This window comes from Kitasatospora sp. NBC_00315, assembly GCF_041435095.1.
In the GTDB taxonomy this organism is placed as follows: Bacteria; Actinomycetota; Actinomycetes; order Streptomycetales; family Streptomycetaceae; genus Kitasatospora.
Genome location: NZ_CP108025.1, coordinates 5,226,541 through 5,250,428 on the forward strand (window position 1 = coordinate 5,226,541; position 23,888 = coordinate 5,250,428).

The window sequence follows — 23,888 nt, forward strand, 5'->3', positions numbered from 1 at the left end:
GCGGCAGCGGGCCGTGGCGTGAGTGCGGGGCCGCTGCGGGAGACCGGCCCCGCACTCACGTCTGCGGCTACTGGCCGGCCGCGCGCTGGAGGGCGCTCGCGAGCAGGGCGAGGTCGGTCGGGCCGTTGCCGAGTTCGCGGACGGGGCGGCGGGGTGGCGGGGCGCCGAGCTGGGCCGGGTCTATCGCGACGACGGTCGGCCGGAGGGTGGCGGTGCGGGGGATACGGCCGCTGATCCTGGCGGTCTGGAAGGCGGTCACTCCGCCGTCGGGCAGGCGCAGGTAGCCCCGGCCGGGGGTGGTCTCGTCGAGGGCGGCGGCGTCGCCGAGGTGGATCAGCAGGTCGGAGTCGGACGGGTACTCGGTCCGCAGGGCGATCCGCAGCAGCGCCGCCTCGTCCACCTCGGTGCCGGCCGTCTCCTCGGGCTGTCCGGTGGTGACGGCGAGGTGGATGCCGAGCGGCCCGCCGCGCTGCGCGACGGCGGCCAGCGCACGGGCCAGCGGGCGGCCGGCGGCGGAGGTGGGGGCGAGCAGCGCCTCGTAGTCGTCGACGACGACGACCAGCCGGGGCGGCGGGGCGGACGGCCCGGCGGCGGCCGGCGGGCGGGAGCCGCCGGTGCGCGGCTGGACGAGCTTGATGCCGCTTTCGGTCCGCAGGCTTCCGGAGGCGCCGCTGAGCACGGGCTCGGCCGCCCTGACCGGTACGTCGGCGGGGAGCGGCACGGCCTCGTCCAGCAGCCGGGTGGCGTGCCAGGACGCGAAGTCGAGGCCGTCGAAGAGCTTCTCCCGCAGGGTCAGTTCGTCGAGCAGGGCGTCGGCGGTGAGCAGGGCCTGCCGGGGGTCGGCCGCGGTGTCCACATGGGCGGTGACGTGCGGCAGTTCGGTACAGCCGCGCAACCCGGCCTGCTCCTCGCCCTCACCGGCGCCCCTGCCCTCGATCACCGTCACGGTGAGCCGGTCGGGGCGCTCCGAGACCGCGAGCGAGGCGATCAGGGTCCGCAGCAGTTCGCTCTTCCCCGAGCCCTTGGCGCCGCCGATCAGCAGGTGGGGGCCGCCCGGGTCAGGGGAGGGCAGGGTGAGCTCGGGGTCGGCGAGGTCGATGCCGCAGAGTTCGTCGCGGGTGGTGCCCACCAGGGCCGTCGCGGTGGCGACGGCGGTGGGCCCGGCCTGCCAGCGGGCGGACAGCTTGGCGGGGGTGACGCTGTCGAGCTGGAGCAGGTCGAGCAGTCGCAGTGAGTCCGGCAGCGGCCCGCGGGTGGCGGGCGTGGCCTCCCGGAGCGGTGCGAGGACGCGGGCCAGGCGCTCCGCCCAGGCGTCCGAGACGGCGTCCAGCGCGACGTCCTGGACGCTCTCGCGGCCGCCGGCGACCGGGCGGTCCACGGTGAGGTGGGTGCCGACCTCGCCGGTGATCACGGCGGTGGCGCCGAGCCCGGCGGGCAGCCGGTCGGCCTCCTCCGCGAGGCAGACGGGGAAGACCCCGACGGCCGGGCCCTGGCGCAGCAGCAGGTCGAGGGCCTTGCGGGCGGGCCCGGTGGCGGGGGCGCCGTCGATCAGGACGACCGTGGCGGGGAGTCCGGCGGCGCCGTCGGCGGCGGTGAGCCGGGCGGTGAGCTCGGTGAGCCGGGCGGTGGCCTGCTCCTCGTCGAGGCCGAGCAGCAGGCGGCAGTCCTGGCCGTGCTGGGGCCGCAGGTGCGGCAGCCACAGGGCCCAGGCCCAGGTGTCGGCGCGCTCCTGCGGCGGGCGGGTGGCGTCGGCGTCGACCACGACCAGGCTCAGGCCGGTCGGCGGGTGCAGGGCGGCGAGCTGGGCGACCACGGCGCGGGTGAGCGCGTCGAGGCGGGCGCGCGGCCCGGCCAGTCCGAGGCTGCCGGCGGTCTGCAGGTCGAGCGTGACGGGGACGGCCGGCAGCATGGTGCCGGGCGAGGTGCCGGGGCCGCCGGGCCGCTCGGCGGTGCCCAGCCGCAGGGTCAGCGCGTCGGGATGGGCCGGGCCGCGCTCCCAGAGCCGGGGGCCGGAGCCCAGCGCGTTGAGCAGCAGGGCGGCCGGGTCGGGCCAGCGTTCGCGCTGGTTGGCGGCCTGCCGGAGCCGGGCGGCGGCGTGCTGCCGGCCGGCGTCGTCACCGCTGCCGTCGGCGGGGGCGGTGCTCCGGCCGAGGCGGCGGGCGAGCAGGGCGCGGGCCCGGCCGGCGGCGGGCGGCTCGGGAGCGGTGGCCGGCTCCGGGACGGACGGTGCGGGCTTGGGCGCGGCGGGGGCGGAGAGCTGCAGATAGCCCAGGCCGTCGGGCAGGGCGGAGCGCGCGGGCGCCCCTGAGATCTCCCCGAGGCCGTCGGCGGCCCGGGTCACCTGCAGGGTGGACTCGCCGATCCGCAGCAGGCCGGGCTCGCCGAGCGGGACGTCCTCCTCGGGGGTGACGAAGCGTCCGTCGAGCGTGGTGCCGTTGGTCGAGCCGAGGTCGCGGACCGTCACCAGGCCGTCGGCGGCCAGGTGCAGGGCCAGGTGCAGGCGGGAGACGTCCGGGTCGTCCAGCGGGACGTCGGCCTCGCTGGAGCGCCCGATCCGGATCTCCCGGCCGTGCAGCCGGTGGACGCCGCCGGCGTCCGGGCCGCCGATCACCCGCAGCTCGGCGGTCGCCGGGTCGGGCGTGTCGTCGTCGGCGGTCGGATCGGGTTCGCCGAGGCTGAGCACGGCGCCGTCGAGCAGCGGCGGGTGGCCGAGCAGGGAGTGCTCGTCGACCCGGCGCGCACCGGCGTACAGGTGCACATGGGTGGCGGCCCGCGGGCCGCGTACGCCCACGGCGCCCGCGAGTGCGCCGGCCACGGCGCCCAGCGCCGTGCCGACGGGGGCGGTGACCAGCACGTCCACATAGGGGATGGCGGATCCGGCGACTGCCGGGCCGCTGCGCGGTCGGAGGACGGTCAGCCGGATCTGCATCTCGCCCGCGGTCCCTTCTGCTGGTACTGACGCGTGAAGCCGTACAGGTGTTGCCGCGTGTGTGCCGCTGCCACCGGGGGTCACGGGCGGTCGCGACGACGTTGGGCCACAAGAGTGGTGACTCTCATCCTGCCACCCATCGCCGACAGTCCGCGCACGGTACCGGATTTGACGATCTTGCGATGATCGCCATGGTGGGCGCGACGGGCAGTCAGGTCAACCGCCACCGGACGCGCTGCTCGCGGGGCGGGCGCCCGGGCCTCGGGCCGGCCCCGGCTCCCGGTGGGCGAGACCCGTGGGGGATGTCCCCGAGACCCGCGCCACGGGCCCCCGCGCGCGCCTCGGAAACACGATCGGACACCGTTAGAGTGGCCGGAACACGGGCCCGGCAGGCTCACCGCACCGGCGGGGAGCGATCCGCGGCAGCGGCACGGCGAGGAGTGCGACAGGTGCGGCCAGTCGGCAGCAAGTATCTGCTTGAGGAGACCCTCGGACGGGGGGCCACCGGCACCGTGTGGCGTGCCCGGGTGCGCGAGGACGCCGTCGTGCCGGGCAGCGAGCCGGGGCAGCTGGTCGCGATCAAGGTGCTGCGCGAGGAGCTGGCGGCCGACCCGGACGTGGTGATGCGCTTCCTGCGGGAGCGCTCCGTCCTGGTCCGGCTCAGCCACCCCAACATCGTCCGGGTCCGCGACCTGGTGGTGGAGGGCGAGCTGCTGGCCCTGGTGATGGACCTGGTCGACGGTCCCGACCTCTACCACTACCTGCGCGGCAACGGCCCCTTCAGCCCGATCGCCGGCGCGCTGCTGATGGCCCAGGTCGCCGACGCGCTGGCGGCCAGCCACGCGGACGGTGTCGTGCACCGCGACCTCAAGCCCGCGAACGTCCTGCTCGCCACCGTCCGGGTGGACGGCACCGAGCAGATGCACCCCATGCTCACCGACTTCGGCATCGCCCGGCTCGCGGACTCCCCGGGGATCACCCGCACCCACGAGTTCGTCGGCACCCCCGCGTACGTGGCGCCGGAGTCGGCCGGCGGCCGGCCGCAGACCTCGGCGGTGGACGTCTACGGCGCCGGGATCATGCTCTTCGAGCTGGTCACCGGCCGTGCGCCGTTCCAGGGCGACGGTCCGCTGGCGATCCTGCAGGCGCACCTCGCGGAGGAGCCCCGGCGGCCCTCGACCATGCCCGAGCCGCTCTGGACGGTCATCGAGCGCTGCCTGCGCAAGGACCCGGCGCAGCGGCCGAGCGCCACCTCGCTGGCCCGCGCGCTGCGGGTGGTCGCGGCGGGCGTGGGTGTGCACGCCTCGCCGGCGGCGGTGGACGAGGCCCTCGCGGTCGGCGCGCTGCTGCTGCCGGATCCGCAGCCGGCTCCGGTGACCGGCGGCGATCCGACCGTGCCGGCCATGCCGGCGGGCGTCCCGCCGCTGCCGCCCACGGCGCCGTACGGCTCGGCGGACGCCACCCAGGTGCTGCCGGCCGGCGGCCGCCACGACGCGGCGGCCACCACCCGGCTGCTGCCCGGCGGCGTGCCCACCGGGTCGGGCGGCGACGAGGACCGCACCCGGATGATGCCGCCGCTGGAGCCACCGGAGCGGCCGGGCGCGGGGCCCGGCCGGCAGGAGCCGCCGGACCGGCCGGAGGCGCCCCACCCCTGGCAGACCCAACTGCGCGCCGCCCGTGACCGCAACCAGCAGACCGAGATCGGCTACCTCGACCCGGAGGAGCTGCGCGCCCCCCAGGTCGCGCCGCAGCCCTACCAGGCCGGCGGGCAGCCGCCGCGCGGCCCGTACGGCGCCACGCCGCCCGGTGCGGGCCAGGCCCAGCCGCAGGGTTACGCGCAGGATCCGCGCCGCCAGGGCGGTCCGCAGGGCGGCTACGCGCCGCGCCCACCGGTGGCCCCGGCGCCGTACCAGCCCTACCAGCCGGGCCGGCCCTACCAGGGACAGCCCGGGCAGTCGGGGCAGTCGGGGCAGCCCGGGCAGGGCGGGCAGGGCGGTCGCCCGCCGGGCGGGCAGCAGGGGCAGTACGGGCAGCAGGGTCAGCACGGGCAGCAGGGACAGCACGGGCAGTACCCCCAGCCGCCGCAGGGCTACGGGCGCTCGCCCGAGCCCTCTCCCCGGCAGCAGCAGCAGCCGCCGCAGGGGGCCCGGCAGGCCCCGCCGCCCGTGCCCCAGCGCCGGGACACGCCCCCGGCCCCGCAGCGCCGGGAGCCGCCGCAGCCCGCCCACCGGGAGCCGCCCGCCCGTGAGCCGGCGCCGGCCCGCGAGCCGCGCCGGCGCAGCCGCAACCGGATGTACATTCCGGGCCTCGGCTGCCTCAAGGGCTGCCTGATGGTGCTGCTGGTGCTGGCGGTCGCCGCGGTGGCGCTGTGGAACTTCACGCCGCTCCCGCACTACTGGGACAACGTGCAGACCTGGATCAGCGACGCGAACGACTGGATCAGCAGCACCTCGAAGTCGGTCGGCGGCTGATCCCGGCTCCGGTGGGCCCCGCCCGGGGCCGCACCGGAGCCGGGATAGCCGACTTGTCGACTCTTCACGATATTTCCTGTCAAGTGCCGCCCGCCGGAACGCCCTCGGCGTCCCCCGGCGGGCGTCCGGACGCGTAGGTTGGTCGCTGACGCACCGACCTACCCGAGCGCACAACCCCCCTCCGTGCGCTCCCGCCGCCCCCGGAGCAGCATTGGCACGCAAGATCGGCAGCCGCTACACCGTCCACCAGGTGCTCGGCCGGGGTTCGGCCGGGACCGTGTGGCTCGGCGAGGGCCCGGACGGCCCGGTTGCGGTCAAGCTGCTGCGCGAGGACCTGGCCTCCGACCAGGTGCTCGTCGGCCGCTTCGTCCAGGAGCGGGCCGCCCTGACCGGCCTCGACCACCCCCGGGTCGTCGGCGTGCGCGACATGGTGGTGGACGGCGACGACCTGGCCCTCGTGATGGAGCTGGTCCAGGGCACCGACCTGCGCTCGCGCCTGGAGCGCGACGGTGTGCTCCCCCCGCAGGCCGCCGTCTCGGTGATCGCGGACGTCGCGGACGGCCTCGCCGCGGCGCACGCGGCCGGGATCGTGCACCGCGACGTCAAGCCGGAGAACGTCCTGCTCGACCTCGCCGCCCCGCCCGGCCCCGGCGGCGCCCCGCGCGCGAAGCTCACCGACTTCGGCATCGCCCGCCTGGTCGACGCCCCCCGCCGCACCCGGGCCACCCGGATCATCGGCACCCCGGACTACCTCGCCCCGGAGATCATCGAGGGCCTGGAGCCCCGGGCCGCGGTCGACATCTACGCACTGGCCACCGTGCTGTACGAGCTGCTGGTCGGCTCCACGCCGTTCGGCGGCGGCCACACCGGCGCGGTGCTGCGCCGGCACGTCACCGAGAGCGTGCCGCCGGTACCGGGCCTGCCGGACGGCCTGTGGCGGATCATCGCCGAGTGCCTGGCCAAGGCGCCGGCCTCCCGGCTGCGCGCCGCCGAGCTGGCCGAGCGGCTGCGCGAGCAGCTGCCCGCGCTGGCCGGCCTGCCCGGCATCGTCGTCCCCGCCCAGGGCCGGGCACCGGTGGAGGAGGCGCTGACGCCCGCGGAGGCGGTGTACGCGGAGGTGGACGCCGGCCCGGGCACCCACAAGCGCCGCCGCGGCCCGGCCGTCCCCCTGGTGCCCGTGCCGTCCCCCGACTCCACCCGGGACACCCACACCAGCCTGCGCCGCCCGTCCGCGCAGGAGCTCGCCTCGTACGCCGCCGAGTCCCGCGCCCAGCGCACCGCGGCGAACCCCACCGGCCACCGCAAGGGCCGCCGGGCCCTGGTCAGGCGGCGCCGGCTGCTGGCCGTGGTGATCGCGGTGGTCCTGTTGCTGGCGGGTGCCGCGGCCGCCTGGACGGCCTTCGCGGCCGACGCCGACGCCGGCACCGGAGCCGGGAGCGGTGCGGGCACGGGCCGCGCGGCGCACGCCGCGGGCCCGCCGGGCGGCGGCGCGGGGCCGGTGTCGTCGACCGACCCCCGCTAAGCATTAGGCTGGGGGCGTGGCAGCCGTCGATCCTTCTGAAGCGCTCAAGTCCCTCGAAACGACCATGGGGTCGATCGAGGCCGTCCTCGACCTGGACAGAATCCGGGCCGACATCGCACGCCTTGAGGAGGAGGCAGCCGCCCCCAACCTCTGGGACGACCTCACGAACGCGCAGAAGGTCACCAGCCGGCTCTCCTTCCTCCAGGGTGAACTGCGCCGCGTCGAGACCCTGCACGGGCGGGTCGACGATCTCGGGGTGCTCTTCGAGCTGGCCGAGGCCGAGGCCGACGCGGACACCCGCGCCGAGGCCGAGGTCGAACTCGCCTCGGTCAAGAAGGCCGTCGCGGAGCTCGAGGTCCGTACTCTGCTCTCCGGCGAGTACGACGCCCGCGAGGCGCTGATCAACATCCGCGCCGAGGCGGGCGGCGTCGACGCCGCCGACTTCGCCGAGCAGCTGATGCGCATGTACCTGCGCTGGGCCGAGCGGCACAACTACCCGACCGAGGTCTACGACACCTCGTACGCGGAGGAGGCCGGCATCAAGTCCGCGACCTTCACCGTGAAGGTGCCGTACGCCTACGGCACGCTCTCGGTCGAGCAGGGCACGCACCGGCTGGTGCGCATCTCGCCGTTCGACAACCAGGGCCGCCGCCAGACCTCCTTCGCGGGGGTCGAGGTGCTGCCGGTCGTCGAGTCGAGCGACCACGTCGAGATCGACGAGACCGAGCTGCGGATCGACGTGTACCGCGCGTCGGGCCCCGGTGGCCAGGGCGTCAACACCACCGACTCGGCGGTGCGCATCACGCACCTCCCGACCGGCACGGTGGTCTCCTGCCAGAACGAGCGCTCGCAGATCCAGAACAAGGCCTCGGCGATGAACGTCCTGCAGGCCAAGCTGCTGGAGCTGCGCCGCAAGGAGGAGCGGGCCGCGATGGACGCCCTCAAGGACAGCGGCAGCTCCTGGGGCAACCAGATGCGCTCCTACGTCCTGCACCCGTACCAGATGGTCAAGGACGTCCGCACCGAGTACGAGGTCGGCAACCCGCAGGCCGTGCTGGACGGCGACATCGACGGCTTCATCGAGGCGGGCATCCGCTGGCGCAAGCAGCGGGAGACCGCCGCGGAGTGATCCCGGGAGTGATCCCGGCAGGTCGGCAGGTGAAGGTGGGGCCCCGCAGCACGCTGCGGGGCCCCACCTTCACCTGCGGTCACGTACCGCTACGTCCGAGGATGTCGTGCGCGGTCAGGCCAGGGCCTGCCGGGCGATCAGCGCCACCGCGAACAGGCCCACGATCAGCGCGATCAGTACGGCGGGGGAGAGCGCGGCGAACGGGCCCTGCTGCTCCTGCAGTCGGGCGCGGTTGGCGCGGCAGACCACGCAGCGGCCGTCGCTCACGCGGCCGTTGCAGTTGGCGCACACCAGATGGTCGCAGGTCATGCGATCTCCTCCTCGCTGCTACAGCCAACGCGCCGGACGGGGCTTTGGTTCCTTATCGTGCCCTGCACGGGTGAGCGGCCAACCGTGGCCACTGCCTCCACTCTGCCAGGTTCCGGCCGGGAAGGCCCCCGGGCTGTGAGATGCCTCGCAATTTTCGGGGCAAACCAGGGCGTTGTCCTCCAATTCCCTGATCGTGTCCTGGGCTGCGCTGCGGGCCCGCAGCCGCTTCGCGTATGGTCCCAACCCGGGGGAGCGGCCTGTTCCGCTCCCGCCGCCCGCCCCGGGCCGGATTCCGGCGGTGGGACCGACCGAGGAACGGCGCCGTGGGGCCGCGTCTTCCGGCCCGAAGTAACGATCGGGTCACGGAAGTTCGGCCGAGCAGGTCGCCATTCCACCTAGGATGGCCTCCGTGATGCAGCCGTGATCAGATTCGACAACGTCTCCAAGACCTATCCCAAGCAGAACCGTCCCGCCCTGTCGGACGTCTCGCTAGAGATCGAGAAGGGTGAGTTCGTCTTCCTGGTCGGCTCCTCCGGCTCGGGGAAGTCGACCTTCCTCCGCCTGTGCCTGCGCGAGGAGCGGCCGAGCACCGGTGAGGTGCACGTACTGGGCAAGGACCTCGGCAAGCTGTCCAACTGGAAGGTCCCGCACATGCGGCGCCAGCTGGGCACGGTCTTCCAGGACTTCCGCCTGCTCCCGAACAAGACGGTCGCGCAGAACGTGGCCTTCGCCCTCGAGGTGATCGGCAAGCCCAAGGGCGCCATCAACAAGGTGGTGCCCGAGGTGCTCGACCTGGTCGGCCTCGGCGGCAAGGAGGACCGGATGCCCGGTGAGCTCTCCGGCGGTGAGCAGCAGCGCGTGGCGATCGCCCGGGCCTTCGTCAACCGCCCGATGCTGCTGATCGCGGACGAGCCGACCGGAAACCTCGACCCGCAGAACTCGGTCGGCATCATGAAGCTGCTGGACCGCATCAACCGCACCGGGACGACGGTGCTGATGGCCACGCACGACCAGGCCATCGTCGACCAGATGCGCAAGCGCGTCATCGAGCTCGACAAGGGGCTGCTGGTCCGTGACCAGGCCCGCGGCGTCTACGGGTACCAGCACTGATCCCGTAGGCCGCCGGCCCGAGTTGCCCGACCAGCCTTGACCCTGGAGTTGGAAACGCATGCGCGCCCAGTTCGTCCTGTCGGAGATCGGTGTCGGTCTTCGCCGCAACCTGACGATGACCATCGCGGTCGTCGTCAGCGTCGCGCTCTCGCTCGCCCTCGCCGGTGCCTCCCTTCTGGTTCGTGACCAGGTCAACTCCATGAAGGGGTACTGGTACGACAAGGTCGAGGTGAGCATCTACTTCTGTACGAAGTCCGATGCCGCGCACTCCCCGCAGTGTGTCGCCGGGGCGGCCACCGACCCGCAGATCGCCGACGTGAAGACGGCGCTCGACAAGATGCAGGTGGTGCAGGGCTCGACCTTCGAGAACTCCGCCGACGCGTACAAGCACTGGAAGGAGATGAACCCGGACAACCCGCTCATCTCCGTGCTCGGCCCGGAGGCGATCCCGCAGTCCTGGCGGGTGAAGCTGGTCGACCCCACCAAGTACGACGTCATCCAGAGCGCCTTCGCGGGCAAACCGGGGGTGAAGTCGGTCGAGGACCAGCGAAAGATCCTGGAGAACCTCTTCGGCCTGCTCAACGGCCTGCAGACGGCGGCCTTCGTGATCATGGTGCTGATGCTCTTCGTGGCCCTGCTGCTGATCGTCAACACCGTCCGGGTGTCGGCGTTCAGCAGGCGGCGCGAGACCGGCATCATGCGCCTGGTCGGCGCCTCCAACTTCTACGTCCAGATGCCGTTCATCGCCGAGGCCGCGTTCGCCGCGCTGCTCGGCGCGGTGCTGGCCTCCGGGCTCCTGCTCGGCGGGCACTTCTTCGTGCACAGCTGGCTGGCCGACCGGGTGCAGTTCATCCACTTCATCGGGCTCTCCTCGGTGCTGACGGTGATCCCGCTACTGGTCGTGGTCGGTATGGGCATGGCCGGCATCGCGGCCTTCTTCACCCTGCGCAAGTACCTGAAGGTCTGACCGGGACCACTCCGGGCCAGGCCCGGACGACCCCGGACGGCAACGCGCCGTCCGGGGTCGTCGCGTTCCCGGCGGCCCGTTTCGCGTCGGTACGGCGATGCTGCGCCTAGACTCGGTTGCCATGTCGGAAACCCCGCACCGCCGCCGCGGCCCCGTGCTGCGTCACGGAACCACGCTCAGCCTGGTGTTCGGCGCCGTGCTGCTGGCCGGCGCCGCCACCGGCGGGTGGGGTGACGTGCCACCGCCGGCCGGTCCGCCCGCCTCGGACGCACTGCCGGTCCTGACGGCCGGCCAGGATCCCGCCGGCGCCGCGCTCTCCCCCCAGCAGGCCGAGGGCCTGATCGGGGCGAGCGGCGACCGCTGGGGGGCCTACTACAGCGCGCAGGAGTACGCCGAGTTCGCCCAGGGGCTGGACGGCCGCTATCTGGGGGTGGGCCTGTCGGTGGGCCGGGGGCAGGACGGCGTGACCGCGGTCTCGCAGGTCCAGCCGCTGGGGCCGGCCGCGGAGGCGGGCATCGCGCCGGGCGACCGGCTGCTGAGGGTCGGCCAGGACCAGGCCGACCACCTGCCCGTCACCGACGTGGTCGCCCGGCTGCGCGGCCTGGAGGGGGACCGGCAGGTCGGCTCCACCGTCACGCTGGCCGTCCAGCGCGGTGACGGCCAGGTGCGGGAGGTGGCCCTGCACCGGGAACTGCTGGCCAGCCAGCAGGTATCGGTGGAGCACACCGACACCGGCGTGGTCCGGATCACCGTCCGGGCCTTCACCAACGGCGTGGCCGACCAGGTCCGCGCCGCCGTGCGCGGCGCACGCGCCGGGGTGGTGCTCGACCTGCGCGGCAACTCGGGCGGGCTGGTGGAGGAGGCCGTCGGCACCGCCTCGGTCTTCCTGGACGGCGGCGCCGTCGCGTCCTACCAGGAGCGCGGCGCGCGGCGCGAACTGACCGCGGCCCGCGGCGGTGATACCCGCACGCCCCTGGTGGTGCTGGTGGACGGCGGCACGATGAGCGCCGCCGAACTGCTCACCGGAGCCCTGCAGGACCGCTGCCGCGCCGTCGTGGTGGGCAGCCGCACCTTCGGCAAGGGCACCGTGCAGCAGTCGAGCCGGCTCGCCGACGGCTCCGTCCTGGAGCTGACCGTCGGCCACTACTACACGCCCTCGGGCCGCTCCCCGGACGGCACCGGTCTGACCCCGGACGTCCCGGCGCCGGATGGCGACGGCGCCTCGGCGCTCGCACTGCGGGTCCTGGCGGGCCTGGGCACCCAGGGCCGCCCCGGCTGAGCCACGCCCTGCCCCGCGCCTGTCCCGGGCCCGTGCCGGCCCTGTCCCGAGCCCCGTCGGGTGCCCGGTCGCCGCGCCGGCCGGCCGGACAAAAGGAGCTGCCGGGCGCCGCCGTGAAGTGCGAGAATGATCGGCGCTATGGCAAAGGAAACCGGAAACAAGCTGATCGCGCAGAACAAGAAGGCGCGGCACGAGTACACGCTTCTCGACACCTACGAGTGCGGCATGGTGCTCACCGGCACCGAGGTGAAGTCGCTGCGCGAGGGCCGGGCCAACCTGGTCGACGGCTACGCGTACGTGCAGAACCACGAGGTGTGGGTCGACAACGTCTTCATCCCCGAGTACACCCAGGGGACCTGGACCAACCACTCGGCGCGGCGCAAGCGCAAGCTGCTGCTGCACCGGATGGAGATCCGCAAGATCGAGTCGAAGCTCAGCGACGCGGGCCACACGCTCGTCCCGTTGTCGCTCTACTTCAAGGACGGGCGGGTGAAGATCGAGATCGCCCTCGCCATCGGCAAGAAGCTGTACGACAAGCGGCAGACGCTGCGGGAGAAGCAGGACACCCGCGAGACGGCCCGCGCGGTGGCCTCCGCCCGGCGGCGCCAGCGCTGACCCCGGGCCGCCGCGCTCCGGCGGGCCGGACCCGATTCAATGAGCTGGACCACCGACAGACCGACCGCGTACCATGGCTCATGCATCACCGGAAGGGCGACCGACCGGAGCTGCTGAGCAGGAAGCTGCTCGTCGCAGAACGATGCTTGTCAACAAAACATGGGGATGATCGGTTTCGACAGGGGACGTCGAAACAGGAGAAGCGAGCCGAGGAACGCGGCAATGATCTCGTTAACCATCTGTCGCAAAAAAATAATCGCCAACACTAAGCGCGATTCCCAGTTCGCTCTCGCTGCCTAATAAGCAGCGATAGCGCAAGGGTGTCAGCCCGGGGAGTTCCCGACCCGGACCCTGGCATAATCTAGGGAACTCAACCGTCCGCTCGGGCTACGAGGGTGGACGGGAAACCAAACAGTAGCTGGGCCTGTTGGCGGCTTGTCCGCGTGACCGCCAGGGCCGAGAAAAGCACAGCGGACTGCGCTCGGAGAAGTCCTGAATCCACTCCACTGGACCCGGGTTCGATTCCCGGCATCTCCACCACCCCATGTTGCAGCTGCAGTCCGAAAGCCGCCCTCCGCCCAGCGGAGGGCGGCTTTCGTGCGTCCGGCGGCCCTCACAGGCGCCCGCTCAGGCGGGTGAGAGGACGGTTCCGCAGCCGTCACAGGACACAACGAGGCGGAAACTCCCGCCTCCTAGCGTCAGTTGGGACAAGGGCCGGCGGGCAAAGGGGAGCGCGATGAGCACGAGCACGGCAGCTGTACGGGCGAGAGCGGGCGGTCGTTGGATCCAGCAGTGGGATCCCGAGGACGAGGCCTTCTGGGACGGCGGCGGAAAGCGGACCGCCAACCGCAATCTGGCGTTCTCGGTCCTCTCGGAGCACATCGGCTTCTCCATCTGGAGCCTCTGGTCGGTGATGGTCCTCTTCATGGGCCCCAAGTACCACGTCGACCCCGCCGGAAAGTTCTTCCTGGTGGCCATGCCCACCCTGGTCGGCGCTTTCGTCCGGGTCCCCTACACCTTCGCGGTGGCGAAGTTCGGCGGCCGGAACTGGACGGTGATCGCCGCCCTCCTGCTGCTGCTGCCGACCTTCGCGGCCGCGTACGTGATGCACCCGGGCACCTCCTACACCACCTTCATGGTGGTCGCCGCGCTCACCGGGGTCGGAGGCGGGAACTTCGCCTCCTCGATGACCAACATCAACGCCTTCTTCCCGATGCGCCGCAAGGGCTGGGCGCTGGGCCTGAACGCGGGCGGCGGCAACCTGGGCGTCCCGGTGATCCAGCTGATCGCGCTGTCCGTGATCACCTGGGCCGGCGCCGGGCACCCCCGGCTGGTGCTCGGCATCTACCTGCCGCTGATCATCGTCTCGGCGACCTGCGCGGCGCTGTTCATGGACAACCTGGCGCCGATGAGGAACGACGGCGGGGCGCTGCGCGAGGTGCTCAGGGAGAAGCACACCTGGCTGATGTCGGTCCTCTACATCGGCACCTTCGGGTCGTTCATCGGCTTCAGCTTCGCCTTCGGCCTGGTCCTGCAGAACCAGTTCGGCCGCACCCCGCTGCAGGCCGCCCAGCTGACCTTCATCGGCCCGCTGCTCGGCTCGGTCATCCGCCCGGTCGGCGGGAAGCTGGCGGACCGCTGGGGCGGCTCCAGGATCACCTTCTGGAACTTCGTCGCGATGGCGGCGGCGACCGGCCTGGTGACCTACGCGTCCTCGGTGAAGTCGCTGCCGGTCTTCCTGACCGGCTTCATCGCCCTGTTCGTCTTCGCCGGGCTCGGCAACGGCTCCACCTACAAGATGATCCCCGGTATCTTCGACGCGAAGGCCCAGGACCGCATCGTCGCCCTCGGCGACACCCCCGAGGAGGCCGCGGCGTGGTCGCGCCGGATGTCCGGTGCGGCGATCGGCATCATCGGCGCCGTCGGCGCCGTCGGCGGACTCCTGATCAACCTGGCCTTCCGTCAGTCCTTCCTGGTGGCCAAGAGCGGCACCCCCGCCTTCGTCTCCTTCCTGGCGGCGTACGCGATCTGCTTCCTCCTCACCTGGGCGGTCTACCTGCGGCGCCCCTCGGCCGCCCGCACCTCGGCCCCGGCCCCGGCACTGGCGCAGGTCTGAGCACTCGGTAACACAACCGCCGCGGCCCTGGAAACGCCGCGGAAATCATTCGGACCCCGGGGCGACACCGCCCCGGGGGACGATTTTGGTCCACCCGACGAAGGACCTGCACCATGGACGACCAGACGACCGGCCCCCAGCCGGATGCCGAGCCGGCACCGCCCGCCGCCGCCGTACCTCCCCTGGCGGGCTTCACCATCGGCATCACCGCCGCCCGTCGCGCCGAGGAACTCGCCGCCCTGCTCCAGCGCAGGGGGGCCGCCGTCGTGCGGGCCCCCGCCCTGCGGATCGTGCCGCTGCCCGACGACGCCGAGCTGCTGTCGGCGACCCACGCCCTGCTCACCGACCCGCCGGACATCGCGGTCGCCACCACCGGGATCGGCTTCCGCGGCTGGATCGAGGCGGCCGAGGGCTGGGGCCTCTTCGACGAGCTGACCGCCTGCCTCGGCAAGGCCTCGGTGCTGGCCCGCGGCCCCAAGGCCAAGGGCGCGATCCGGGCCGCCGGGCTGCGCGAGGAGTGGTCGGCCCGCTCCGAGTCCTCGGTGGAGGTGCTGGAGCGGCTGCTGGAGCAGGGGGTGGAGGGCCGCCGGATCGCCGTCCAGCTGCACGGCGCCCCGCTGCGCGACTTCGTGGACTCGCTGCGCGCGGCCGGCGCCGACGTGGTCGAGGTGCCGGTCTACCGCTGGCTGCCGCCCGTCGATCTCGCCCCGCTCGACCGGCTGCTGGACGCCTGCTGCGGCGGCGCGCTGGACGCCGTCACCTTCACCAGCGCGCCGGCCGTTCTCGGCCTGCTCGACCGGGCGGCGCAGCGCGGTCTGACCGCCGAGCTGCTGCACGCGCTGCGCCGGGACGTGCTGCCGGTGTGCGTCGGCCCGATCACGGCCGTGCCGCTGGAGGAGCTGGACGTCCCCACCGTGTGGCCCGAGCGGATGCGCCTCGGTGCCATGGTGCAGACGCTCACCGCGGAGCTGCCCGAGCGCTCGCGCCAGCTCTCGGTGGCGGGGCACCGGCTGGAGCTGCGCGGCCAGGCCGCCCTGGTGGACGGCGGACTGCGCCCGGTGTCACCGGCCGGCATGGCCCTGCTGCGGACGCTCGCCCGCCGGCCCGGCTGGGTCGTCCCGCGCGCCGAACTGCTCCGCGCGCTGCCGGGCAGTGGTGACGACGAACACGCCGTGGAGACCGCCATGGCCCGGCTGCGCGCCGCCCTGGGCGCTCCCCGGCTGATCGCCACCGTGGTCAAGCGCGGTTACCGGCTGGCGGTCGACGCCGCGCCGGGGCCGCTCCCCGAGGAGGACGGCAAGTACGGGGCGACCGCTTTCGTGAGGTGATCGGCAGGTGGTGCGGCGGCGGTGGCGGCCTGCGGCGTAGGATCTTCTGTCCGCTCAATTCCCGAGGCGGACGACCACCGCAGGATGTACGTCAGGGGGCTCCTTGGGCGCGCACGGCTCAACCCAGTACACCGCCGCAACCACCGAGGCCATGCAGAGCAACACTGAGATCGACACCGTCCGCGACCGCGAGATCGCCGGGGAACAGCGCCACCTGGACAACGTGTACCACCGGCTGGAGGAGAAACTCGCCGAGGCCGAGTACATCCTGGAGGACGCCGCCAAGCGCGTGCAGGTCGGTACACCCGGCGCGCTCGCCGAGCGCGACGCCCAGGTGTACCGGGCCGGGGCGCACCTCCAGCGGCTCAACAACGAGTTCGAGGACTTCCTCTTCGGGCGTATCGACCTCCAGCGGCCGGACGCGCCGGAGGAGCACGGCATCCCCTCCGCCACCCCGCTCGACCCGGCCGACCCGGCCGTCGCCGAGACCCTGCACATCGGCCGGCTCGGGGTGCTCGACGCCGAGTTCGGACCGCTGGTGATCGACTGGCGGGCGCCGGCCGCGGCCCCGTTCTACCGCTCCACCCCGCTGGAGCCGGGCCGGGTGATCCGCCGGCGGGTGATCCGCTCCAAGGGCCGCAAGGTGATCGGCGTCGAGGACGACCTGCTGCGTCCCGACCTCACCCCGACCCTGGACGGCGAGGAACTCGCGGTGGTCGGCGACGGCGCGCTGATGGCCTCGCTGGGCCGGGCCCGCAGCCACTCCATGCGCGACATCGTCTCCTCCATCCAGAAGGAGCAGGACGAGGTCATCCGGGCGCCCGCGGCCGGCGCCACGCTGGTCACCGGCGGCCCCGGCACCGGCAAGACCGCCGTCGCCCTGCACCGGGCCGCCTTCCTGCTCTACCAGGACCGCCGGCGCTACGCCGGCGGCATCCTGGTGGTCAGCCCGACCGCGCTGCTGGTCTCGTACACCGAGGGCGTGCTGCCCTCGCTGGGCGAGGAGGGCCAGGTCGCGATCCGCGCCGTCGGCTCGCTGGTCGACGGCATCGAGGCGGGCACCTACGACACCCCGGAGGCGGCCAGGATCAAGGGCTCCGGCCGGATGGTCCAGCTGCTGCGCAGGGCCGCCCGGGCGGCCCTGGAGCTGGGCGCGCCCGGCGAGCTCAAGGTGGTCGCGCGCGGTGAGGTGCTGCGCCTGGATCCCGGCCGGCTGAAGACCGTCCGGGCCAACGTCGTCGGCGCCGGCGGCACCCCGCTCAACCTGCTGCGCCCGCGGGCCCGCCGGCTGCTGCTGGACGCGCTCTGGTCCGAGCTGACCCGTCACCTGCCCCGGCCCGCCGACCACTACGCGCGCGAGCAGCGCCAGGAGGAGAAGGAGTCCTTCGACGAGTACGTCTCGGACGAGGCGTCCTTCCTGGACTTCCTGGACGCCTGGTGGCCGCCGCTCACCCCGCGCCGGGTGCTGGGCACGCTCAAGCAGACCCGGCACACCAACCGGATCGCCCGCCGGGCGGTCACCCCGGAGGAGGCCAGGGTGCTGGCCGGCTCCTGGCGGGGCCTGAACGACCGGGGCGAGGGTGCGCTCTCGCCGCACGACGTGGCGCTGGTCGACGAGCTGCAGCTGCTGCTGGGCGAGGCGGCCCGCCCGAAGGTGCGCGAGGTGGACGCGGTGGACCTGCTGTCCGGTCTGGACGAGGTGACCACGTTCGCGGACCGCAACACCCGCCAGCGCGATCGCCTCCCGGTGGAGCGCACCGAGTACGCGCACATCATCGTGGACGAGGCGCAGGACCTCACCCCGATGCAGTGGCGCATGATCGGCCGCCGGGCCCGGATGGCGACCTGGACGATCGTCGGCGACCCCGCGCAGAGCTCCTGGCCGCATCCGCAGGAGGCCCAGGCGGCGATGGACGAGGTACTGTCCGGCAAGCCCCGCCGCAGGCACACGCTGACGGTGAACTACCGCAACCCGGCGGAGATCGCCGAGGTGGCGGCCAAGGTGCTGGCGCTGGCGGCGCCGGGTACGCCCTCACCGAGCGCGGTGCGCTCCACCGGGGTCGAGCCGCGGTTCGCCGCGGCCACCGATCCGTCGGCGGGGGCCTTCGCCGACGCGGCGCGGGCCGAGCTGGTCCGGCTGCTGGCGGAGGTGGACGGCACGGTCGCCGTGGTGGTGCCGATGGAGCGCCGGGCGGAGGCCGCCGGCTGGATCGCGGGGCTGGGGGAGCGCGCGGTGGCGCTCGGCAGCCTGGAGGCGAAGGGCCTGGAGTACGACGCGACCGTGGTCGCCGACCCGACCGGCATCGCGGGCGAGTCGGAGGCGGGCCTGCGGGTGCTGTACGTGGCGCTGACCCGGGCCACCCAGCGGCTCACCGTGCTCTCCGGCCCGGACGACCTGCCCGACGCCGAGGGTGTGCCGGCCCTGCTGCGCGGCTGATCCGCCCGGCCGGGCGGGGCCGGCGCTGACCCGTGGTCAGCGCCGGCCCCGTCAGCGGGCGCGACGTCAAAGGCGAAGGCCCCCACCGGTGGTGGGGGCCTTCGGCCTACGTTGGCGACACCGACCCGCCATGCTCGCCTCGCGGCAAGTGGTCGCTCGAAGCGACTAAGGTTGGGCCCGGGGGCTTGGATCGAGCCGGTGTCCCGTCCAATGTAACGCATCCACTCCGTACGCCAAGGGCCTCGCGGCAGTTTTTCGGGATGCGGCCGGGACGGCCGGAGACTCTTTTGTCGAGTCCGGACACTCTATGAACATTATTTCTGGGAAGCCCCTGGCAGGTGCGACCATCGAGGTCTAACATGCGCTGGGCGGTGCACTTCAACACTTTGTTGAAAGCAATGGTTCGACAGGTGGCGACGGCGCCCGGCCGCAGAGACCCTCAGTGGACGGAAGAAGGACGTCGATGGCGACGGTGCCCAGTGTCTCCAACTCGATCACGGTGCGGATGGAGGTCCCGGCCAGGGGGAACGCCGTCAGTTCGATCACCACGGCCGTGGAGTCCTCCGGCGGCTCGGTGACCGGGCTCGACGTCACCGCCTCCGGCCTGGAGGCGCTGCGGATCGACGTGACCGTCGCCGCGTCCTCGGTCGCGCACGGCGAGGAGATCGTCGAGAAGCTCCGCGCCATCGACGGGGTGACGATCGGGAAGGTCTCCGACCGCACCTTCCTGATGCACCTCGGTGGCAAGATCGAGATGTCCTCCAAGCTGCCGATCCGCAACCGTGACGACCTCTCGATGATCTACACCCCCGGTGTCGCCCGGGTCTGCATGGCGATCGCCGAGAACCCCGAGGACGCCCGCCGCCTCACCATCAAGCGCAACAGCGTCGCCGTGGTCACCGACGGCTCCGCGGTGCTGGGCCTGGGCAACATCGGCCCGGCGGCCGCGCTGCCTGTGATGGAGGGCAAGGCGGCCCTGTTCAAGCGCTTCGCCGGCATCGACGCCTGGCCGCTCTGCCTGGACACCCAGGACACCGACGAGATCGTCGCGATCGTCAAGGCCATCGCCCCGGGCTTCGCCGGCATCAACCTGGAGGACATCTCCGCGCCGCGCTGCTTCGAGATCGAGGCCCGGCTGCGCGAGGCCCTGGACATCCCGGTCTTCCACGACGACCAGCACGGCACCGCGATCGTGGTGCTCGCCGCGCTCACCAACGCGCTGAAGGTGGTCGGCAAGGACATCGCCGACATCCGGCTGGTGATGTCGGGCGCCGGAGCCGCCGGTACCGCGATCCTCAAGCTGCTGATGGCGGCCGGCGTCGAGCACGCCACCGTCGCGGACGTCCGCGGCGTGGTGCACCTGGGCCGCGACGACCTCAACGACAGCCTGCGCTGGATCGCCGAGCACACCAACCGCTCCGGCCGCACCGGCAGCCTCAAGGAGGCCGTGGCGGGTGCGGACGTCTTCATCGGCGTCTCGGCCCCGAACCTGCTGGACGGCGACGACCTGGCCACCATGGCGAAGGACGGGATCGTCTTCGCGCTGGCCAACCCGGACCCGGAGGTCGACCCGGCGGTCGCCCGCCAGACCGCCGCCGTGGTCGCCACCGGGCGCAGCGACTTCCCGAACCAGATCAACAACGTGCTGGTCTTCCCGGGTGTCTTCCGCGGCCTGCTGGACGCCCAGAGCCGCAACGTCACCACCGAGATGATGATCGCCGCCGCCCGCGCGCTGGCCACCACCGTCGCGGACGGCGAGCTGAACGCCAACTACATCATCCCCAGCGTCTTCCACCCGGACGTGGCCAAGACCGTCGCGGCGGCCGTCCGGGAGGCCGCACTGGCCGACGCCGGGCCCCAGGAGCCCGCCCGGGACCGGCCCACCCCGGGCTTCGTCGGGACGCTCGACACCTCCTCGTTCCCCGCCGTCGAGCTCTGACCGGCCGGGCTCCGCGGGCCGCCCTCGGGGGCGCCGCGGAGCCCGGCCGGGCGGCCGACTGCCGACCCTACCCACCCCGGTCGGCTCCGAACCCTTGCGACACAAGGGCGAGGGCGTGTTTGGGCTTGTCCCCGCCAGGGCGTACGGTAGCCCTGAACGGGGCAGGCGTGTCCGACAAGTACGGAACGTCCCCCCGGCCTTTCGGCGTGTTCTCCCGGCCGCCGCCCCTCCGGTCCACCGGAGCCGACGGAGCGTCACCGCTCCGGCGTGCGGGCGTTGTTCGGGTCAACACCGCCGGGGCCCGATTGGCTTTCTCGGGTCCGGTCGGGGCAGGATTCGTACCCAGGCAGGCACGCGGGGCAGAAATTGCACGGCGCGCGGCTCGGGGTACGAGCCGACCCTGATCAGCCCATGCCTGAATGAGCACAGTGTGCGGACCAGCGGCCCATCCGGGAGCCCCCGGAGGGACGACCGATGGGGCCCCCGCACACCGCAACGCGAACAGACCACAGGAGTACACATGAACCGCAGTGAGCTGGTGGCCGCGCTGTCCGAGCGCGCCGAGGTGACCCGCAAGGACGCCGACGCCGTTCTGGCCGCTTTCGCCGAGATCGTCGGCGAGGTCGTCGCCAAGGGCGACGAGAAGGTCACCATCCCCGGTTTCCTGACCTTCGAGCGCACCCACCGCGCTGCCCGCACCGCCCGTAACCCGCAGACCGGCGAGCCGATCCAGATCGCGGCCGGCTACAGCGCCAAGGTGAGCGCCGGTTCCAAGCTGAAGGAAGCCGCCAAGGGCGTCTGACACCCGGCTCCCCGGAGCCAGGCAGCACCACGTTGAAAACCGCCAGGGGCGGGCCGACCATCGGGTCGGCCCGCCCCTGGCGGCGTTCCGGGGCCCTGCCGGGCCCGGGCGGCGGCCATCGACCGGCCACCGCGTGGCCCCCGCCCGGCGACCCAACGGCGCCCGAGCGGCCCGTGAACGCCCGGTGGCCGGGCTCCCCGAGGGGAGCCCGGCCACCGGCCCGTACGGGGTGGTCAGGCCTTCACCAGCTCCTCGCTGGGCAGCTCGACGTGGGCGCCGAGGTCACGGAGCTTCTCCATGAAGTTCTCGTAGCCGCGGTTGATCAGGTCGATGCCGTGCACGGTCGAGGTGCCCTCGGCCGCCAGCGCCGCGATCAGGTACGAGAAGCCGCCGCGCAGGTCGGGGATGACCAGCTCGCCGCCGATCAGCTTGGACGGGCCGGAGACGACCGCCGAGTGCTGGAAGTTGCGCGCACCGAAGCGGCACGGGGTGGAGCCCAGGCACTCGCGGTAGAGCTGGATGTGCGCGCCCATCTGGTTCAGCGCGCTGGTGAAGCCGAGCCGGGACTCGTACACCGTCTCGTGGACGATGGACAGGCCGCTGGCCTGGGTCAGCGCGACGACCAGCGGCTGCTGCCAGTCGGTCTGGAAGCCGGGGTGCACGTCCGTCTCCAGGGCGATCGCCTTGAGCTCGCCGCCCGGGTGCCAGAAGCGGATGCCCTCGTCGTCGACCTCGAACGCGCCGCCGACCTTCCGGAAGGTGTTGAGGAAGGTCATCATCGGGATCTGGTCGGCGCCGCGGACGTAGATGTCGCCCTTGGTGGCCAGCGCCGCGCAGGCCCAGGAGGCGGCCTCCAGGCGGTCCGGCAGCGCGCGGTGGTTGTAGCCGCCGAGCTCGTCCACGCCGGTGATCAGGATGGTGCGGTCGGTGCCGAGCGAGATGATCGCGCCCATCTTCTGCAGCACGCAGATCAGGTCGACGATCTCCGGCTCGATGGCCGCGTTGCGCAGCTCGGTGACGCCCTCGGCGAGGACGGCGGTGAGCAGCACCTGCTCGGTGGCGCCGACCGACGGGTAGGGCAGTTCGATCTTGGTGCCGCGCAGCCGCTGCGTGGCCACCAGGTAGGTGCCCTGCGGGTGCTTCTCGATGGAGGCGCCGAACTGGCGCAGCACCTCGAAGTGGAAGTCGACCGGCCGGCCGCCGATGTCGCAGCCGCCCAGGCCCGGGATGAAGGCGTGGCCGATCCGGTGCAGCAGCGGGCCGCAGAACAGGATCGGGATCCGCGAGGAGCCGGCGTGCGCGTCGATGTCGGCGACGTTGGCGCTCTCCACGTGCGAGGGGTCGAGGATCAGCTCGCCCTCCTCGTCGCCGGTGCGCACCGTCACGCCGTGCAGCTGGAGCAGACCGCGCACGACCTTGACGTCACGGATGTCCGGGACGTTGCGCAGTCGGCTGGGGCCCTGCCCGAGCAGGGCGGCGACCATGGCCTTGGGGACCAGGTTCTTCGCACCGCGGACCCGGATCTCGCCTTCGAGCGGGTTTCCGCCGTGAACCAGCAGGACGTCGTCGGTCATCGTTCTCGCAATCCGGGGTGCCAGAGGTCGGTTGCCGGCTCCCGGGAGAGCGCGGCATGGTGGGTCGTACGGGCGGCTGTGGGGCCCGGGCGAGGGGTCTGCGCCACGAAAAGGGCGTCCACCATCAGTAGATGGTAATAGGCGTCCGGTTGGTTCCCGTCTGCTCCTGTCGCGATGGTGCTCCCGCGGGGCGGTGTCGCGCTCTCCGGCTGGGCCGTACGGGTGTCGTTCGGGCCGGATCCGGTTTCGTGTTGAGGTGCCGGGGGCGGGGGTCCTGCGAGACGATGTGAGGCATGACCGCGGCCCCCTCGCCCCCCGACCGGTCGCACGGCGGCCGGCTGCTCGTCGCGACTCCGGTGCTCACCGACCCGAACTTCGCCCGGGCGGTGGTCCTCCTCCTCGACCACGACGCCGAGGGGGCGCTCGGCGTGGTCCTCAACCACCCCACGCCGATCGAGGTGGGCGCGGTGCTGGACGGCTGGGGTGCGATGGTGGGCCGCCCCGCCGTGGTCTTCCAGGGCGGTCCGGTCGCCCTGGACGCGGCGATGGGCCTGGCGGTGGCGCCGGGCGAGCCGGGCCAGGCCGAGCCGCTGGGCTGGCGGCGGGTGCACGGCGCGATCGGGCTGGTCGACCTGGAGGCGCCCCCGGAGGTGCTGGCGGGGGAGCTGGGGGGTCTGAGGATCTTCGCCGGGTACGCGGGGTGGTCGCCCGGCCAGCTGGAGAAGGAGATCGCGGAGGGCGCCTGGTACCTGGCGGACTGTGAGCCGGGCGACATCTCCAGCCCCGAGCCGGAGCGGCTCTGGCGGTCGGTGCTGCGCCGCCAGCGCGGGCCGCTGGCGCTGCTGGCGACGTATCCGGACGATCCCACCCTGAACTGAACTGAACCGAACCGAACGGAACTGAACTGAACTGAGCAGGGCGCCGGGCGCGGCCCGCCGCGAGACGCCGGAGCACCGCCCGGACCGGCCCCGGCCGGCGGCGCCCTCGCCGCGTACTGGCCCGCCCTCGCGGCGCCCCCATAGACTTGGCACCCATGAGCACTCTTGAGCCCGAGCGCGGCCTCGGCACCGGCACCCTGGTCGAGCCCGTCCCGCAGGTGTCCCACGGGGACGGCGACCACGAGCGCTTCGCGCACTACGTCCAGAAGGACAAGATCATGGAGAGCGCGCTCTCCGGATCCCCCGTGGTGGCGCTGTGCGGCAAGGTATGGGTCCCGGGCCGCGACCCGAAGAAGTACCCCGTCTGTCCGATGTGCAAGGAGATCTACGACGGCATCGGCCAGCCCAAGGACGGCAAGGGCGACGGCAAGGACAACGGCTGACCTGCACGGATCAAGCCGAACCGATCCTGCAATTGGTCTA

Annotated in this window: 17 protein-coding genes and 1 other RNA gene; 15 read left to right on the forward strand and 3 right to left on the reverse strand. The window is 73.1% G+C overall.

Annotated elements, in window-relative coordinates; all coding sequences use genetic code 11:
• Nucleotides 1–67: 67 nt before the first annotated feature.
• Nucleotides 68–2,929: an FtsK/SpoIIIE domain-containing protein gene (locus OG823_RS21695; RefSeq protein WP_371481241.1), complete on the reverse strand. Its 2,862-nt coding sequence runs from the start codon at nucleotides 2,927–2,929 to the stop codon at nucleotides 68–70.
• A gap of 449 nt (nucleotides 2,930–3,378) precedes the next feature.
• On the opposite strand from OG823_RS21695, the gene OG823_RS21700 reads away from it, so the two are divergent.
• From OG823_RS21700 to prfB, 3 genes are all read left to right on the forward strand, one after another.
• A complete protein-coding gene (locus tag OG823_RS21700; protein ID WP_371481242.1) occupies nucleotides 3,379–5,400 on the forward strand; it encodes a protein kinase in 2,022 nt (673 codons plus the stop codon).
• Nucleotides 5,401–5,611: 211 nt separating this feature from the next.
• Nucleotides 5,612–6,922, forward strand: coding sequence for a serine/threonine-protein kinase (locus OG823_RS21705; RefSeq protein WP_371481243.1), 1,311 nt, complete (start codon nucleotides 5,612–5,614; stop codon nucleotides 6,920–6,922).
• Between the two features lie 16 nt (nucleotides 6,923–6,938).
• Complete coding sequence (gene prfB / locus OG823_RS21710; RefSeq protein WP_371481245.1) at nucleotides 6,939–8,051, forward strand: peptide chain release factor 2; 1,113 nt, start codon at nucleotides 6,939–6,941, stop codon at nucleotides 8,049–8,051.
• 114 nt (nucleotides 8,052–8,165) lie between these two features.
• Here the strand turns inward: prfB and OG823_RS21715 are convergent, their stop codons facing one another.
• Entirely contained in the window at nucleotides 8,166–8,360 is a 195-nt protein-coding gene (locus tag OG823_RS21715) for a hypothetical protein (RefSeq protein ID WP_371481246.1), read from the reverse strand.
• A 420-nt stretch (nucleotides 8,361–8,780) separates the two neighbouring features.
• Between OG823_RS21715 and ftsE the strand changes: the two genes are divergently transcribed.
• The 10 genes from ftsE (at nucleotide 8,781) to OG823_RS21765 (ending at nucleotide 20,953) form a co-directional block, all read left to right on the forward strand.
• A complete protein-coding gene (ftsE, locus tag OG823_RS21720) occupies nucleotides 8,781–9,470 on the forward strand; it encodes a cell division ATP-binding protein FtsE (RefSeq protein WP_371481248.1) in 690 nt (229 codons plus the stop codon).
• 58 nt (nucleotides 9,471–9,528) lie between these two features.
• On the forward strand, nucleotides 9,529–10,437 hold the full coding sequence (ftsX, locus tag OG823_RS21725; protein ID WP_371481249.1) for a permease-like cell division protein FtsX: 909 nt from the start codon (nucleotides 9,529–9,531) through the stop codon (nucleotides 10,435–10,437).
• Nucleotides 10,438–10,558: 121 nt separating this feature from the next.
• Entirely contained in the window at nucleotides 10,559–11,716 is a 1,158-nt protein-coding gene (locus OG823_RS21730) for a S41 family peptidase (RefSeq protein WP_371481251.1), read from the forward strand.
• 138 nt (nucleotides 11,717–11,854) lie between these two features.
• Entirely contained in the window at nucleotides 11,855–12,331 is a 477-nt protein-coding gene (smpB, locus tag OG823_RS21735) for an SsrA-binding protein SmpB (protein WP_371481253.1), read from the forward strand.
• A 161-nt stretch (nucleotides 12,332–12,492) separates the two neighbouring features.
• Nucleotides 12,493–12,871: a transfer-messenger RNA gene (gene ssrA / locus OG823_RS21740) on the forward strand.
• 196 nt (nucleotides 12,872–13,067) lie between these two features.
• Nucleotides 13,068–14,447 (forward strand): nitrate/nitrite transporter, encoded by a 1,380-nt coding sequence (locus OG823_RS21745; protein WP_371481255.1) that lies wholly within the window; start codon nucleotides 13,068–13,070, stop codon nucleotides 14,445–14,447.
• A gap of 113 nt (nucleotides 14,448–14,560) precedes the next feature.
• The gene (locus tag OG823_RS21750) at nucleotides 14,561–15,775 is read left to right on the forward strand and encodes a uroporphyrinogen-III synthase (protein ID WP_371481257.1); all 1,215 of its coding nucleotides are present in this window, start codon (nucleotides 14,561–14,563) and stop codon (nucleotides 15,773–15,775) included.
• Between the two features lie 151 nt (nucleotides 15,776–15,926).
• Complete coding sequence (locus OG823_RS21755) at nucleotides 15,927–18,212, forward strand: UvrD-helicase domain-containing protein (RefSeq protein ID WP_371481258.1); 2,286 nt, start codon at nucleotides 15,927–15,929, stop codon at nucleotides 18,210–18,212.
• Nucleotides 18,213–18,675: 463 nt separating this feature from the next.
• Nucleotides 18,676–20,151 (forward strand): NAD-dependent malic enzyme, encoded by a 1,476-nt coding sequence (locus OG823_RS21760; RefSeq protein WP_371481260.1) that lies wholly within the window; start codon nucleotides 18,676–18,678, stop codon nucleotides 20,149–20,151.
• 520 nt (nucleotides 20,152–20,671) lie between these two features.
• Nucleotides 20,672–20,953: an HU family DNA-binding protein gene (locus OG823_RS21765; RefSeq protein ID WP_188304146.1), complete on the forward strand. Its 282-nt coding sequence runs from the start codon at nucleotides 20,672–20,674 to the stop codon at nucleotides 20,951–20,953.
• Between the two features lie 233 nt (nucleotides 20,954–21,186).
• Here OG823_RS21765 and murA read toward each other — a convergent pair whose 3' ends face one another.
• A complete protein-coding gene (murA, locus tag OG823_RS21770; RefSeq protein WP_371481262.1) occupies nucleotides 21,187–22,527 on the reverse strand; it encodes a UDP-N-acetylglucosamine 1-carboxyvinyltransferase in 1,341 nt (446 codons plus the stop codon).
• A gap of 293 nt (nucleotides 22,528–22,820) precedes the next feature.
• On the opposite strand from murA, the gene OG823_RS21775 reads away from it, so the two are divergent.
• Nucleotides 22,821–23,405, forward strand: coding sequence for a YqgE/AlgH family protein (locus OG823_RS21775; RefSeq protein ID WP_371481263.1), 585 nt, complete (start codon nucleotides 22,821–22,823; stop codon nucleotides 23,403–23,405).
• 155 nt (nucleotides 23,406–23,560) lie between these two features.
• Nucleotides 23,561–23,848, forward strand: coding sequence for a DUF3039 domain-containing protein (locus OG823_RS21780; RefSeq protein ID WP_371481264.1), 288 nt, complete (start codon nucleotides 23,561–23,563; stop codon nucleotides 23,846–23,848).
• The last annotated feature ends 40 nt before the right edge of the window (nucleotides 23,849–23,888 follow it).